The sequence below is a fragment of the Paraburkholderia ribeironis genome (assembly GCF_900019265.1).
In the GTDB taxonomy this organism is placed as follows: domain Bacteria; phylum Pseudomonadota; class Gammaproteobacteria; order Burkholderiales; family Burkholderiaceae; genus Paraburkholderia; species Paraburkholderia ribeironis.
Genome location: NZ_CYGX02000019.1, coordinates 113,187 through 126,610 on the forward strand (window position 1 = coordinate 113,187; position 13,424 = coordinate 126,610).

Annotated in this window: 14 protein-coding genes; 7 read left to right on the forward strand and 7 right to left on the reverse strand. The window is 64.0% G+C overall.

What is annotated here, in order from left to right; all coding sequences use genetic code 11:
* Positions 1-216 precede the first annotated feature (216 nt).
* From BN2475_RS09870 to BN2475_RS09890, 5 genes are all read left to right on the forward strand, one after another.
* Positions 217-1,158: an SDR family NAD(P)-dependent oxidoreductase gene (locus BN2475_RS09870; RefSeq protein WP_094779473.1), complete on the forward strand. Its 942-nt coding sequence runs from the start codon at positions 217-219 to the stop codon at positions 1,156-1,158.
* Complete coding sequence (locus BN2475_RS09875) at positions 1,155-2,999, forward strand: FAD-dependent oxidoreductase (RefSeq protein WP_245841242.1); 1,845 nt, start codon at positions 1,155-1,157, stop codon at positions 2,997-2,999. Before BN2475_RS09870 ends, BN2475_RS09875 begins: the two co-directional genes overlap by 4 nt.
* Positions 2,996-3,334: an NIPSNAP family protein gene (locus tag BN2475_RS09880; RefSeq protein WP_094779344.1), complete on the forward strand. Its 339-nt coding sequence runs from the start codon at positions 2,996-2,998 to the stop codon at positions 3,332-3,334. Before BN2475_RS09875 ends, BN2475_RS09880 begins: the two co-directional genes overlap by 4 nt.
* A gap of 265 nt (positions 3,335-3,599) precedes the next feature.
* Entirely contained in the window at positions 3,600-5,021 is a 1,422-nt protein-coding gene (locus tag BN2475_RS09885; protein WP_094779345.1) for an MFS transporter, read from the forward strand.
* A gap of 290 nt (positions 5,022-5,311) precedes the next feature.
* Entirely contained in the window at positions 5,312-5,563 is a 252-nt protein-coding gene (locus BN2475_RS09890; RefSeq protein WP_094779346.1) for a hypothetical protein, read from the forward strand.
* 131 nt (positions 5,564-5,694) lie between these two features.
* On the opposite strand, the gene BN2475_RS09895 is transcribed toward BN2475_RS09890, so the two are convergent.
* The 3 genes from BN2475_RS09895 to BN2475_RS34590 all read right to left on the reverse strand — a co-directional run bounded on the left by BN2475_RS09895 (position 5,695) and on the right by BN2475_RS34590 (position 6,602).
* Positions 5,695-5,946 (reverse strand): hypothetical protein, encoded by a 252-nt coding sequence (locus tag BN2475_RS09895; RefSeq protein ID WP_094779474.1) that lies wholly within the window; start codon positions 5,944-5,946, stop codon positions 5,695-5,697.
* A 78-nt stretch (positions 5,947-6,024) separates the two neighbouring features.
* A complete protein-coding gene (locus tag BN2475_RS09900) occupies positions 6,025-6,408 on the reverse strand; it encodes a hypothetical protein (RefSeq protein WP_094779347.1) in 384 nt (127 codons plus the stop codon).
* 53 nt (positions 6,409-6,461) lie between these two features.
* Positions 6,462-6,602 (reverse strand): hypothetical protein, encoded by a 141-nt coding sequence (locus BN2475_RS34590; protein WP_162844465.1) that lies wholly within the window; start codon positions 6,600-6,602, stop codon positions 6,462-6,464.
* Positions 6,603-7,155: 553 nt separating this feature from the next.
* Between BN2475_RS34590 and BN2475_RS09905 the strand changes: the two genes are divergently transcribed.
* Positions 7,156-7,707: a cytochrome b gene (locus BN2475_RS09905; protein ID WP_094779348.1), complete on the forward strand. Its 552-nt coding sequence runs from the start codon at positions 7,156-7,158 to the stop codon at positions 7,705-7,707.
* Between the two features lie 84 nt (positions 7,708-7,791).
* Here BN2475_RS09905 and kdgR read toward each other — a convergent pair whose 3' ends face one another.
* Both kdgR and kduD read right to left on the reverse strand, forming a co-directional pair.
* On the reverse strand, positions 7,792-8,670 hold the full coding sequence (gene kdgR / locus BN2475_RS09910; protein ID WP_094779349.1) for a DNA-binding transcriptional regulator KdgR: 879 nt from the start codon (positions 8,668-8,670) through the stop codon (positions 7,792-7,794).
* An 89-nt stretch (positions 8,671-8,759) separates the two neighbouring features.
* Positions 8,760-9,530, reverse strand: coding sequence for a 2-dehydro-3-deoxy-D-gluconate 5-dehydrogenase KduD (kduD, locus tag BN2475_RS09915; protein WP_094779350.1), 771 nt, complete (start codon positions 9,528-9,530; stop codon positions 8,760-8,762).
* A 356-nt stretch (positions 9,531-9,886) separates the two neighbouring features.
* Between kduD and kdgT the strand changes: the two genes are divergently transcribed.
* Positions 9,887-10,903, forward strand: a complete 1,017-nt coding sequence (gene kdgT, locus BN2475_RS09920) for a 2-keto-3-deoxygluconate transporter (protein ID WP_094779351.1) — start codon at positions 9,887-9,889, stop codon at positions 10,901-10,903.
* Between the two features lie 146 nt (positions 10,904-11,049).
* Here the strand turns inward: kdgT and BN2475_RS09925 are convergent, their stop codons facing one another.
* Together BN2475_RS09925 and BN2475_RS09930 are read right to left on the reverse strand one after the other, a co-directional pair.
* On the reverse strand, positions 11,050-11,649 hold the full coding sequence (locus BN2475_RS09925) for a GNAT family N-acetyltransferase (protein WP_094779352.1): 600 nt from the start codon (positions 11,647-11,649) through the stop codon (positions 11,050-11,052).
* Positions 11,650-11,943: 294 nt separating this feature from the next.
* Positions 11,944-13,389, reverse strand: a complete 1,446-nt coding sequence (locus BN2475_RS09930; protein WP_094779353.1) for an NAD-dependent succinate-semialdehyde dehydrogenase — start codon at positions 13,387-13,389, stop codon at positions 11,944-11,946.
* Positions 13,390-13,424: the final 35 nt, after the last annotated feature.

The following is a 13,424-nucleotide window of genomic DNA, read 5'->3' on the forward strand; positions in this document are numbered from 1 at the left end:
TCCAGGCCCTCAGCGGTCGCCCAGAGTTCGCGCTTCAGCGCGTTACTCTGCTCCCATTAGTCGCTATGTACGAATTGTCCTGCGATGCGCTGTCTTTGTCCAATTCCCGCAGCAAGTGCGTCGCTATACTTTTTTCCATGTGAGGCACGGTTGAACCGCGCGACGGCGAGGGCCGGCCAGCGCACCGTACCGACGATCAAAACCATGGAGATTCGGATGACTAATCAAATCAGCCAAGGCAGCAGCGGCGCAACCGCGCGGCACTGGCTCGCGCTCGACGGCCAGGTCTGCGTGGTAAGCGGCGCGGCCGGCGGCATCGGCAGCGCGATCGCCCACGTGCTAGGCGACGCCGGCGCACGGGTGGCGCTGCTCGACCGCGATGAGGAAAAGTGCCGCGCGCTCGCGCAAACGCTGAACGCCAAGGGCATCGACGCACGTGCGTTCGCTTGCGATATCGGCGATATCGATAGCGTGCGCGCGACGGTGAACGACGTCGAGTCGGCATACGGCGCCGCGGACGTGCTGGTCAACAACGCCGGGCTGTTGCGCCCGGGCGGCATCGAGGAGATTGGTCTGGACGCATGGAACGCGATACTGCGAGTGAACCTGACCGGCTACATGCTGTGCTCGCAGCAGTTCGGTCATGGCATGTTGAAGCGGGGCGCGGGCGCGCTCGTCCATGTTGCGTCGGTGGCCGCGCATCATCCGCAAACCTACAGCGGTGCATATAGCCCCGGCAAGGCCGGCGTGGCGATGCTGTCGAAACAGCTCGCGGCGGAATGGGGGCCGCGCGGCATTCGCAGCAATACGGTGTGTCCGGGCATGATCCGCACGCCGTTGTCCGCTGCGTTCTATGAGCACGGCGATATCGAGCGCCGCCGCAGCGCGATGACCGCAAGCCGCCGCATCGGCGAGCCCAACGATATCGCCGATGTCGTCGCGTTTCTGGCCAGCGCACGCGCCGCATATGTGAACGGCGCGGAGATCGTCGTCGACGGCGGACTCGAAAGCATGCTGATGGACCTCGTGCCGCGGCCCGGCTTCGAGGCCACGCAGACCGCGCAGACCACGCAGACCACCCAGACCACCCAGACCACCCAGACCGCGCAGGCCTCGCAGACCGATCCGCGGACGCTCAAGCAAGGACGTGCATCATGACCAACACCACGCACAGCGCCACGCTGACGTGCGACGTGCTCGTCATCGGTTCGGGCGCGGGTGGTCTCTCGACGGCCATCACCGCGCGCAAGCAGGGACTCGACGTGATTGTGATCGAGAAGGAGCCGTTTTTCGGCGGCACTACCGCGTTTTCCGGCGGCGTGCTGTGGATTCCTGGAAATCGTCACGCGCAGAGCAACGGTGTGAGCGATACGCGCGAAGCGGCGCTCACCTATATGCGCAACGAGACCGGCGCATTTTTCGACGCCGCCGCTGTCGATGCGTTTCTCGATGCCGGGCCACAGATGCTCGACTTCTTCGAACGCGAGACCACGGTCAAATTCGTGCCGACGCTCTATCCCGACTATCACCCGAACGTCGGCGGCGGTGTGGACATCGGCCGCTCGGTCGTCGCCGCGCCATTCGATGCGCGTGCGCTCGGCAAGGACATCGCACGTCTGCGGCCGCCGCTGAAGACGATCACGTTCATCGGCATGATGTTCAACTCGTCGAACGCGGACCTCAAGCATTTCTTCAACGCCACGCGTTCGCTGACTTCCGCGCTTTACGTGGCCAAGCGCCTGGCCAGCCATCTGAAGGATCTCGTGTTGTACCGGCGCGGCGTGCAGATCACGAGCGGCAACGCGCTCGCCGCGCGTCTGGCGAAGTCCGCGCTCGACCTCGGCATTCCGATTCACACGAACACTGCGGCTCGCGAGTTGCTCGTCACGGGCCAACGCGTGACGGGGGCGCTCGTCAGCGGGCCGGACGGCGAAATGCGCATTGCCGCGCGGCGCGGCGTGGTGCTCGCGTGCGGCGGCTTTTCGCATGACGTGGCGCGTATTGCCCACGCGTATCCGCATGTGCGGCGCGGCGGCGAACACGTGTCGCCGGTGCCGTCGGGTAATACCGGCGATGGCGTCGGCATGGCGCAACGGCTCGGCGCGCAAGTGGCGATCCGTTACCCGCAACCGGCGGCCTGGATGCCGGTGTCGCGGGTGCCGATGCGCGACGGCAGCGTCGGCGTGTTCCCGCATCTGCTGGATCGCTACAAGCCCGGCATCATCGGCGTGACGCGTACGGGCAAGCGCTTCACGAACGAAGCGAATTCGTATCACGACGTGGGCGCGGCGATGATCGAAGCCTGCGCGAACGGGCGCGAGACCGCGATGTGGCTGATCTGCGATCACGCGACGATCCGCAAGTACGGGCTCGGCTACGCAAAGCCCACGCCGGTCCCGCTCGGGCCGCTGCTGCGCAACGGCTATCTGAGCACCGGCCGCACGCTCGCCGAACTGGCGCGCAACGCGGGCCTCGACGGCGCCGCGCTGGAAGCAACGGTGAAACGCTACAACGTCGGCGCAGCGCACGGCGAAGACCCCGAGTTCGGGCGCGGCACGACCTCGTTCAACCGTTACCTTGGGGACCCGCAGCAGCGGCCGAACCCGTGCGTTGCGCCGATTGGTGACGGGCCGTATTACGCGCTGAAGGTGGTGATGGGCGACCTCGGCACCTTCGACGGTATTTCGACGCGCGTGACCGGTGAAGTGCTCGATGTAGCGGGCACGCCGATCGCGGGTCTATACGCGGTTGGCAACGATCGCGCGAGTGTGATGGGCGGCAACTACCCGGGTGCGGGGATCACGCTCGGGCCGATCATGACCTTTGGCTATCTGACCGGCCGCCATCTGGCCGGCTTGAGCGAAGCGGACGTCAACGTTGGCCACGGCGGCCACGGCGGCCAAAGTGACCAAAGTGACCAAAGTGACCAAAGTGACCAAAGCGGCCAAAGCGGCCATCCCGCTGGCGCAACCGCAACCGCATTGAGGACAGGCACATGAGCAGCGGCAAACCTTTCGTCGATCACCGCATCTACACGATCCGGCCGCGCGGCATGTCGGAATTCATCGACGTATTCGACCGGCTCGCGATGCCGATCCAGGTGAAATATCTCGGCGCGCCGGTTGGCTTTTATATGAGCGACATCGGCGCATTGAATCAGGTTGTCCACCTGTGGGGCTACGAAAGCATCGCTGATTACGACCAGCGCCGCACCGCTCGCGACGCCGATCCGGAGTGGCCCGCCTATCTGCAGGCTTCCGCGCATCTGATCGTTGCGCAGGAGAGCCGGATCATCAGGCGCGTCGACTTCAGAAGCCTGGCGATGCTGCGCTAGCGGCGCGATACAAGGCACGAAAAGAGCACGATAAGGGCACGACAAGGGCGCGACACAGGAGGAGACAGACATCACCGATCAAACACTGCGCCGTGCGCGAGTCACGCGCCGGCTACCGCAATATCAGTAGCATTCCGAACAATAAAAAAATCATTTCATCCTATCACGGAGACATTGCAATGAAAGAGCCCCAGACAGTCAGGGCGGAAGTCCTGCGCCCGTACGATCCCGAACCTCGCTTGAAGCGCGCGCAAGGAGACGTCAAATGACTCACGCCGAACGCAGTGTGGATGTTCAGACTTTCATCGACCACCAGCGCTTCTCGCCGTTTCAATGGACGATTCTCGTCCTGTGCTTCCTCGTCGTTGCAGCGGATGGTTTCGATACGGCCGCGATAGGGTTCATCGCACCGTCGCTGGTGCAGCAGTGGGGCATCGCGCGCAGCTCGCTTGGCCCCGTGATGAGCGCGGCACTGGTCGGGCTCGGCATCGGCGCGCTCGCAGCCGGTCCTTGCGCGGATCGCCTCGGACGCAAGACGGTGCTGGTGTTGTCGGTGTTCTTCTTCGGTGTATGGAGCCTCGTGGCGGCTCGCGCGACGTCGATCGAATCGTTGACGCTACTGCGCTTTTTCACCGGTCTCGGTCTCGGCGCGGCGATGCCGAATGCCGTCACGCTGATGTCCGAATACGCACCCGCGCGAATCCGCGCGGTCGCGGTCAACGCGATGTTCTGCGGCTTCTCATGCGGCCTCGCGCTCGGTGGCCTCGCGTCCGCGTGGCTGATTCCGCATTTCGGCTGGCCCAGCGTGCTGGTGGCTGGCGGTGTCGGGCCGATCGTGCTGACCGTGTTGCTGCTGCTAATGCTGCCGGAGTCGGTGCAGTTTCTGGCCGTGCGCGGAAGGGCAGAGGATCGGCGTATCGCGCGCATCTTGCAACGTATTGCACCGCATAGCCGCTTCGACGGATGCCGTTTCGTTGCGGCCGATGGGCATGCGGGCCGCGAATCTACGGCGGATAGTGCGGACAATGCGGGCAACGCCGGCGAGCGTGGCCAATGGGCGCTCGGCATCGTGCTGTCGTCACGTTACCGCTTCGGCACGCTGATGCTGTGGCTCGCCTATTTCATGGGATTGCTGATCTACTACCTGCTCACCAACTGGCTGCCGACGTTGTTCAAGGACACCGGCTTCTCCGGCGAAAAGGCCGCGCTGATGACGTCGCTCTTTCCACTCGGCGGTGTGCTCGGCAACCTGTGCGTCGGCTGGATCATGGACCGCTTCGCCGGTCATCGTGTCGTCGCGCTGACTTATGTGCTGGTCGGTGCGCTGGTGTTGCTCGTGGGACGTGGCGTCGGCCACCAGGTCTGGCTCGGCACGCTGATTTTCCTGACCGGCACGGTGGCCACCGGCGCGGTGACGTCGATGTCGGCGCTCGCCGCAAGCTTCTATCCGACGCGCTCGCGTGCGACCGGCGTGGCCTGGATGCTGGGGATCGGCCGCGTCGGGGGAGTGGCGGGCGCGCTGGTCGGCGCGGCGCTGATGGGGCTGGGCTGGCAGTTCGGCGCGGTGTTCAGCCTGCTGGCTGTGCCGGCGATCATCGCGGCCGGCGGCGTGTATCTGATGATGCGCCGCATGCCGCTCGATGAATCGGCAATGGATGCGGCTGTTGCCGCGGCCGCGGTCAAATGACTGCTGCGTGACACGGGACGGGGTCTCGCAGCGGGGAGTGTGGCTGCTCGATCTTCCAGTAGAGGGTTCGACGGCGTGCCGCATCAAGGCAGCAGAGCTTCTCCTGGAACTTCTCGCAGAAGCTCTCGCGGAAGTTCTCAATAAGCAGCCGCTTCCATTGTGGTCTGAAAAACAACAGTGAATTCAGGATTCGCGGATTTATCCCGTCGCGCCCGGCACCTAGACTGGCTGCACCGCTGCGCGAAAGTCACATCAGCAGTGCGATCGAGACAATCTCTGGAGGTGGTTTCATGAAGTCGCTCATTCAAACTGTTGCTCTCGCCGCTGTTCTCGCCGCGCCGGTTGCGTCGTTCGCGCAGCCGGCCAGTCAGCCTGGGTCGCAGGATGCACAGGCCACGCAGATACAAGCTGACGAGCAGCGCGACGCCACTCAAACCGATAACAGCGGATATGGCGCGAGTAGCCACGGTACGTGGCAAGCCGGTCGCGACACCGATACCACGGTCAGCTCCTATTCGCCGCCGATCCGCAATGCGCGCTAGGCATCTAAAGTAGCTGCACACCTAAGGTACTTGAACACCTGAGGTACTTGAGCACCTGAGCGGATCACGAAGCAAACCATCACCATGCGCGCGATGAACACTTCGTCGCGCGCATGCCATCCGGTTTCCTGCTAGGGCGTGCGCAACAACAACGCCATCTCGTTGCGCAGCAGCGCGAGCAGATCGTCATCGCTAGGCCGCGTGCCCCAATGCCGCGCACCGGCTACCGATGCGATCGCTATCCATGAATGAGGCGGAAACCATTCGCGCAACAGTGCGCCGTCCTGGCGCAAACACAGTTGGCCGGTCTGTTCGCTGTATTCGGCGCTGATGAGCGAGCCATCGATGTGCGCCGTTACTCGTCTTGGATCGTTGCGTAGCAAGTCGTCGCTCCTGCAAAAGGGGTGGCGCGAATGCCAGCGCGGCACGGCCGCGTCATCGACGCTGCCGTGGCCCATGCGTCAGTGATCGCCGCGACCGTGGTCGTCGCCATGGCCATGCCAACCATTGTCGTGACCGCGCCAGTCGCCGTGCGGACCGCGGGCCTCACGCCATTCGCGCTGATCGTGATGACGCTCTTCCCACTCGCGCCGTTCCCAGTAGCGGTGGCCATCGTAATAACGCTCGCCATACCAGCCGGGGCTTACTACCACGACCGGAGGAGGCGGAGGCGGGGCTTCATACACCGGCGCAGGCGCGACATACACTGGCGCAGGCGCGTACGCGACGCCCGGCACGCCGATGTTCACGCCGACGTCGACGTGAGCGAGAGCGGCCGACGATGCACCGATCGAGAGGCCTGCAACGATCGCCAACGACATCCAGCGGTTTCGTGAATTGTTCATGTTTTATTCCCGGGTTTTACGATTGAGATGGGACGTTCTTGCGCGTGCTGCGCTTAGTCATGGTCGTGATCATGATGGTGCTCATGGTCGTGCTCATGGTCGTGATAACCGCCGCCATCGGGGACCACGATGCAACCGCTCAACGCGCCGCCGAGCGTCGCTGCCAGGATGATGAGCGCGAGGATTTTTTTCATGATGTTGCTCCGTAGCGTTTGTTTGTCCTTGTGACCCGAACTCTACTGAGCGGCGATATTTCGGTTGTGTTTGTGTGTAACAGGACGTGTCGATTCGGATGCGGCCGGCTCACGTGCGCAAGATGGGAAAAGGGCGCAGGCACTGTGCCGTGTCGGGTAGGCGGACAATCATCAGAGTGGCGAGCAAACCTTTGAACGCACTGCGAAAAGGCGCTGGTTTCAGGCATTGCACGTGCCGCTGCAGGTAGAACGGCTCATGCTCGAACAGTTCACGCGTCAATGACATCGTATTTCGCCGCGGATGTGCGACGCGGATACATTCAGTTGCAGACTCGGGATGTCGAGCGGCAACGTGCACGGTCGCTCGTCTGTTGCGCGTGTGCGTTTATATTTTCGAGATGATGCGCGTCGGGTGCGTCCTCAGCTTACGTTAAGATTTGGCCCGTAGCATCCGGAAATCGCAGCACCCGTAAAACGTACGCCCAGCCTTGCCGCATCCCGATGCGGCAAGGCTGTCTCCAATCGACAGCAATACGATCCGCAGATCACTCTGATGAAGCAATCCGACGAAGGCGCCTCGCGCTACTACACAGCGGGCTATGACGGTGTAGCCCGGTTTTTTCACTGGCTGGTGGTCTTGTTGATCGCCGCGCAGTTCGTGATCGGCTGGACCATGCCTGATATTCACAAGGGCACGCGTCCTGAAGGTCTGATCGCCTGGCATCTCGGTGTGGGTGCAGCGCTGATTGCCGCGGTGGTGCTGCGGATCGTCTGGCGAGTCGTTCACCCGCCGATGCTGGCGCCACTATCGCCTTTTCTGCGCGTCGTATCGAAGATCACGCACGGTCTGCTCTATCTTGCGCTATTGGTCGTACCGGTGCTGGGGTGGGCCAATGCGTCGTCGCGCGGCTGGTCGGTCAAGCTGTTCGGGCTGTTGCCGTATCCGGCGATTTCGTCGGTCGGCTCACCGGTTGGTCATGAGATGGGCGACATCCACGGTTATCTGGCGTGGGTGTTGTTCGCGCTGATTGCGCTGCATTTCGCGGCGGCGCTGTTTCACCGCTTCATCCTGAAGGATCAGGTGTTGCAGCGCATGCTGCCGTGATCGCGGTTTGCAACTCGCGGTTTGCAACTCGCGGTTGGCAGCTCGCGGTTTGCAATTCGCATGCAGCGCGCTAGCCGCGCGCTGCTACCCGGCGGCGGCATGCTCCGCTGGCGTCGCTTCGCGATAGCCGAGCCGGGCCGAGATCGAGCGACCCGACTGCTTGAGCAACGCGACGTAGTGTGACTTCGTGTCGGCGCCGCAGCGCATGGTCGGAAACGAAATCGACAGGCCGGCGATCACGTGGCCGAAGCGATCGAACACCGGCACCGCGATACACTGCAGTCCTTCCTCCTGCTCCTCGTTGTCCTCGCCATAACCTTGCTCGCGCACGCGCGGCAGAATGCTGAGCACCGCTTCCGCGCAGGTGAGCGTTTTCGGCGTCGACTTGCGCAATTCGATGTGCGAGAGCACGTCGCGTGCGTCGGCCGGGTCCATCCATGCGAGCAGCACCTTGCCGATCGCCGTGCTATGCAGCGGATTGCGCCGGCCGATGCGCGACTGCATGCGCAACCCGTAGTCGGCGTCGATCTTGTGGATGTAGATAATCGCGTCTTCGTCGAATGCGCCGAGGTGGACCGCTTCGCGCGTCACCTGACCAATGCGCCGCATCTCGACGTCGGCCTCGCGCACGAGATCGACGCTCTCCAGCGCCTTCGCGCCGAGTTCGAAGAGACGAATCGTGAGCCGGTAGCGCTCGGTTTCAACTTCCTGGGTCACGTAGCCGAGCGCCTTCAACGTCTGGATCACGCGATGCACCGTGGTCTTCGACATGCCGAGCCGTTGCGACAGTTCGCTGATGCCGATCTGCCCGCTGTCGCCGATCGCGCCCAGTATCGCGAACACGCGGCCGATCGACGACGCCGACTCGCCCCGTTCGTTGCCGGGGCCGCCGCTCTCGACACTTTGCGCGTCCTGCACCTGCGCGGCGCTGTCGTCCTTGCGCTGTTTGCCTGTTGCTGCCATTTCCGTGTTCCCTATCCATACGAACCGGCGTTGCCGATCAGCGTCGCTTGCGCGCGAGAGCATACCGTGTCCCGCATGTTTCTGTCGGGCTAGCGCGCGAGCCACCCGCCGTCTACAGCCAGTGTATGCCCATGCACGTAGTCCGACGCGGACGACGCGAGAAACACGACCGGTCCCGCGAGATCGTCCGGTGAGCCCCAGCGGCCCGCCGGGATGCGGTCGACAATTTCTTCGTTGCGCTGCGCGTCGTTGCGTAACGCCGCTGTGTTGGCGGTCGCCATGTAGCCGGGCGCGATCGCGTTCACGTTGATGCGCTGCGCGGCCCATTCGTTCGCGAGCAGCCGCGTGAGACCGAGCACGCCGCTTTTCGCCGCCGTGTACGACGCGACCCGTATGCCGCCCTGAAACGACAGCATCGACGCAACGTTGATGATCTTGCCGCCGCTTTGCTGTTTGACGAACTGGCGCGCGGCCGCTTGCGACAGAAAGAACAGGCTCTTCAGATTGACGTCGATGACGGCGTCCCAATCCGCTTCGGTAAAGTCGAGCGCGTGCTCACGGCGAATGATGCCGGCGTTGTTCACGAGGATGTCGATGCGCCCGAACGCTTCGAGCGCAGCGCGCACGATGTCGTCGACCGGTGCGATCGACGCGAGGTCGGCGCGCACGTCGGCGAAGCGGCGGCCGGTCGCCTCGACGCGTGCGGGCGTCGTGCCGGTGTCGGCGCGGCTCACGCCGACGATGTCGCAACCGGCCGCGGCCAGCGCGACCGCCATCGCGGCGCCGAGCCCCGTGTTGCTGCCGGTGACGATGGCGACCTTGCCGGTGAGATCGAATGTATTCACTGTTTTCAAACCCATGTCATATGCCGATGGTCGTCGCGATGGAGCAGGCGGCTCGTCAACGCAGCTCGCGCACCGCGAGGTCGTTGCGGGCGCATCGCCGCGTGCTTGTGGCGGCGCCGTTCCGGTCAGGAACTGTAGCGCAGAATTGCATTTCGGAACATCGGTCCGAAAAGTTTTCAAGGTGACATCAAGCCTGATAAGGCTGCTAGACCGCACGCGGGTAAACGATGACACATGATTTATCAATGAACGGAACGGCGTTCCTTTTGCAGGTGCTATATTGCGCCGGGAAGGGAGCAGCCCGGCGCCAGAACGGGACATTACCCCGGGTGATCCACCCGCTAACAGGACGCAAAGTCCATGGAGGAGGCATGAAGCTCAAGAAGGCCCTCGACCGCATTCCTGGCGGACTGATGCTGGTGCCGCTGTTGCTTGGCGCCTGTGTGCATACGTTCGCGCCCGGCGCGGGCAAATACTTCGGGTCGTTCACCAACGGCCTGATCACCGGCACTGTGCCGATTCTCGCGGTGTGGTTCTTCTGCATGGGCGCGACGATCGACCTGCGCGCGACCGGCACGGTCTTGCGCAAGTCGGGCACGTTGCTCGCGACCAAGATGCTGGTGGCGTGGATCGCGACGCTGATCGCAGCGCACTTCATTCCGGTTGACGGCATCAGGAGCGGGCTCTTCGCCGGGCTCTCCATCCTCGCAATCACGACGTCGATGGACATGACCAACGGCGGTCTTTACGCAGCGGTAATGCAGCAATACGGCACCAAGGAAGAGGCAGGCGCGTTCGTGCTGATGTCGGTCGAGTCGGGACCGCTCGTCAGCATGATCATTCTCGGCGCCACCGGTGTCGCATTCTTCGAGCCGCGGCTGTTCGTCGGCGCGGTGCTGCCGTTCCTGATCGGCTTCGTGCTGGGCAATCTCGACGGCGATCTGCGCGAGCTGTTCGGACGCTGCGTGCATCCGCTGATTCCATTTTTCGGCTTTGCGCTGGGTAACGGCATCGACCTGAACGTGATCGTGAAGAGCGGCTTGCCGGGCATCGCGCTCGGTCTCGCGGTGATCGTCGTAACCGACATTCCGCTGATCTTCGCCGACCGCTGGATTGCGGGTGGCAATGGGGCGGCGGGGCTGGCGGCGTCGTCGACGGCGGGCGCGGCGGTGGCCAATCCGGCGATCATCGGCGACATGATTCCGAGCTTCAAGCCGCTGGTGCCGGCCGCGACCGCGATGGTCGCGACCGCTTGCCTCGTGACCGCGATTCTGGTGCCGATCCTCACCGCGCTGTGGGTGCGCCGGCATCAGGCGCGCGACGTGTTGCGCGAGGAGTTCGCGGCCGCGCAGGCGGCGCCGCTCAACGAGCCGGACGCACGCGTTTGACGTTAGTTCGAGGCTGCCTCTGACACCGCGTTTGAAGTTGCGTTTGAAGTTGCGCTTCAAGTCGCGTTTGAAGTCGCGTCATGCAGCCTGTTTGCGTCCGACATGCGGCATGAACGGGCCATGATGCGTGACGGCGACGGCGCGCTTTACCGCCCGAGCCTTGCTTCGAGCATCGCCTTCACGCGAGGCCATTCATCATCGATGATGCTAAAGCGCACCGAGTTGCGCTTGCGTCCATCCGGCATGATCCGTTCATGGCGGACCACGCCTTCCTGTTGAGCACCGATCCGCAGAATCGCCGCGCGTGACTTCTCGTTGAGTTCATCGGTGGTGAATTGCACGCGCACGCATTGCAGCGCGTCGAACGCGTGACTCAGCAGCAGGTACTTTGCCTCGGTGTTCACCGCCGAGCGCTGCACAGACTCGCTCAACCACGTGTGGCCGATTTCGAGCTTGCGATTGACGCGGTCGATCTTCCAGAAGCGCGTGCTGCCGACAATCGCGCCGCTTTCGCGCAACACGATCACGAACGGCATCACGGTGCCGGCCGTGCGTCCATCGAGCGCGGTTGCGAGGTAGCCGCCGATAGTGTCCGGCCTCGGCACTACGGTCAGCTTCAGGTTCCAGAGTTCGCCGTCGGCGGCGGCATCGACGAGCGCTTGCGCGTGTTCTTGCCGCAGCGGCCGGAGTTCAACCGTCGTGCCGGTCAGAGTGGGCTGCATGAGTCGAGGAGTGGTGTGGTCCATGGCAATAAAAAAGGTCCGCGAGCGAGAGCTCGCGGACCCGTTTGGTGATTCGAAACAGCGCGGGCTGAGGATCACAAGGCTCGATCACAAGGCTCGGTGACGAGGCTCGGTCAAAAAGCTCGCCTTCGCCGGCACGCGCTGGCCCAGGCGTGGGCTAAGGTATGAGCCCGGGCAAGAGGCCGGGTAAGAGCCCGGATAAGCGCCCGGCTAAGAGGCCGGGTATGAGCCCGGATAAGCGCCCGGCTAAGAGCCCGGGTAAGAGCCCCGATAACCGCCCGGCCCGGCTAAGAGCCCTTAAACCGCCATCACCGACACCGCCTTCGTGACCAGATAGCCTTCCATCGCTTCCGGACCGCCTTCTGAACCGTAGCCGGAATCCTTCACGCCGCCGAACGGCATTTCCGGCGAAGGCGTGGCAGGCTGGTTGATCCACAGCATGCCGACTTCCATCTGCTGCGACAGCAGATGCACGTTGCTGAACGACTTCGTGTACGCGTAGCCGGCGAGACCGAACGGCAGACGGTTAGCTTCGGCGATCGCTTCCTCGAGCTTGTCGAAGCCACGAATCGCCGCGATCGGGCCGAACGGTTCGTTATTGAACACGTCGGCTTCGAGCGACACGTTGGTCAGCACGGTCGGTGCGAAGAAGTTGCCCGCATTACCGACCCGTTCGCCGCCCGTCTCGACTTTCGCGCCGGTCTTGCGCGCGTCGTCGAGCACCTTGGTCATCGCGGTGAGCCGGCGCGCGTTGGCGAGCGGCCCGAGGGTCGTGCCTTCCGCAAGGCCGTCGCCGAGCTTGAGGCTTTCGGCGTGCTTGACGAGCGCCGCGACGAATTCTTCGCGGATGCTGTTGTGCACGAGGAAGCGGGTCGGCGAAATGCAGACCTGGCCCGCGTTGCGGAATTTCGCGCCGCCGGCCGCTTTCACGGCGAGCGCCACGTCGGCGTCGTCAGCCACGATGACGGGCGCATGACCGCCCAGCTCCATCGTCGCGCGCTTCATGTGCGCGCCGGCCAGCGCGGCTAGTTGCTTGCCGACCGGCGTGGAGCCGGTGAACGTGACCTTGCGGATCACCGGATGCGGAATCAGGTAGCCGGAGATTTCGGCCGGGTCGCCGAACACGAGGCCGACCGTGCCGGCCGGCACGCCGGCTTCGACGAAGGCCCGCAGCAGCGCCGCCGGCGACGCCGGGGTTTCTTCCGGCGCCTTGACGAGGAACGAGCAGCCGCACGCGAGCGCCGCGCAGAGCTTGCGCACCACCTGGTTGACCGGGAAATTCCATGGCGTGAACGCCGCCACCGGACCGATCGGTTCCTTGAGCACCAGTTGCTGCGCGGCGAGGTTGCGCGACGGCACGATCCGGCCGTACACGCGGCGGCCTTCGTCGGCGAACCATTCGATGATGTCCGCGGCGGCCAGCACTTCGACGCGCGCTTCGGCAAACGGCTTGCCCTGTTCCTGCGTCATCAGGCGGGCGATGTCGGAGGCGCGCTCGCGCACCAGCGCGGCGGCCTTGCGCATCGTCGTGGCGCGTTCGTTGGCCGGAATCTTGCGCCACGCTTCGAAGCCACGTTGAGCGGCTTCGAGCGCGCGATCCAGATCGGCGATACCGGCATGCGCCACCTTGCCGATGGCCTCGCCCGTGGCAGGGTTGATGACGTCGAGGGTCTTGCCGCTGGCGGCGTCACACCATTCGCCGTTGATCAGGAGTCGGGTATCGGTGTAGCTCGGGATGGCCATGCTGGGTTCCTGTAAGTGGAAAAACGACAGGCCGC

Excerpts from the sequence above, each read along its gene's own strand:
- BN2475_RS09930 (WP_094779353.1), bottom strand. The coding sequence starts at position 13,389 with ATGGCCATCCCGAGCTACACCGATACCCGACTCCTGATCAACGGCGAA.
- BN2475_RS09890 (WP_094779346.1), top strand. The coding sequence starts at position 5,312 with ATGAAGTCGCTCATTCAAACTGTTGCTCTCGCCGCTGTTCTCGCCGCG.
- BN2475_RS09900 (WP_094779347.1), bottom strand. The coding sequence starts at position 6,408 with ATGAACAATTCACGAAACCGCTGGATGTCGTTGGCGATCGTTGCAGGC.
- BN2475_RS09875 (WP_245841242.1), top strand. The coding sequence starts at position 1,155 with ATGACCAACACCACGCACAGCGCCACGCTGACGTGCGACGTGCTCGTC.
- BN2475_RS09885 (WP_094779345.1), top strand. The coding sequence starts at position 3,600 with ATGACTCACGCCGAACGCAGTGTGGATGTTCAGACTTTCATCGACCAC.
- kdgR (WP_094779349.1), bottom strand. The coding sequence starts at position 8,670 with ATGGCAGCAACAGGCAAACAGCGCAAGGACGACAGCGCCGCGCAGGTG.
- BN2475_RS09880 (WP_094779344.1), top strand. The coding sequence starts at position 2,996 with ATGAGCAGCGGCAAACCTTTCGTCGATCACCGCATCTACACGATCCGG.
- kdgT (WP_094779351.1), top strand. The coding sequence starts at position 9,887 with ATGAAGCTCAAGAAGGCCCTCGACCGCATTCCTGGCGGACTGATGCTG.
- BN2475_RS09905 (WP_094779348.1), top strand. The coding sequence starts at position 7,156 with ATGAAGCAATCCGACGAAGGCGCCTCGCGCTACTACACAGCGGGCTAT.
- kduD (WP_094779350.1), bottom strand. The coding sequence starts at position 9,530 with ATGGGTTTGAAAACAGTGAATACATTCGATCTCACCGGCAAGGTCGCC.
- BN2475_RS09870 (WP_094779473.1), top strand. The coding sequence starts at position 217 with ATGACTAATCAAATCAGCCAAGGCAGCAGCGGCGCAACCGCGCGGCAC.
- BN2475_RS34590 (WP_162844465.1), bottom strand. The coding sequence starts at position 6,602 with ATGAAAAAAATCCTCGCGCTCATCATCCTGGCAGCGACGCTCGGCGGC.
- BN2475_RS09925 (WP_094779352.1), bottom strand. The coding sequence starts at position 11,649 with ATGGACCACACCACTCCTCGACTCATGCAGCCCACTCTGACCGGCACG.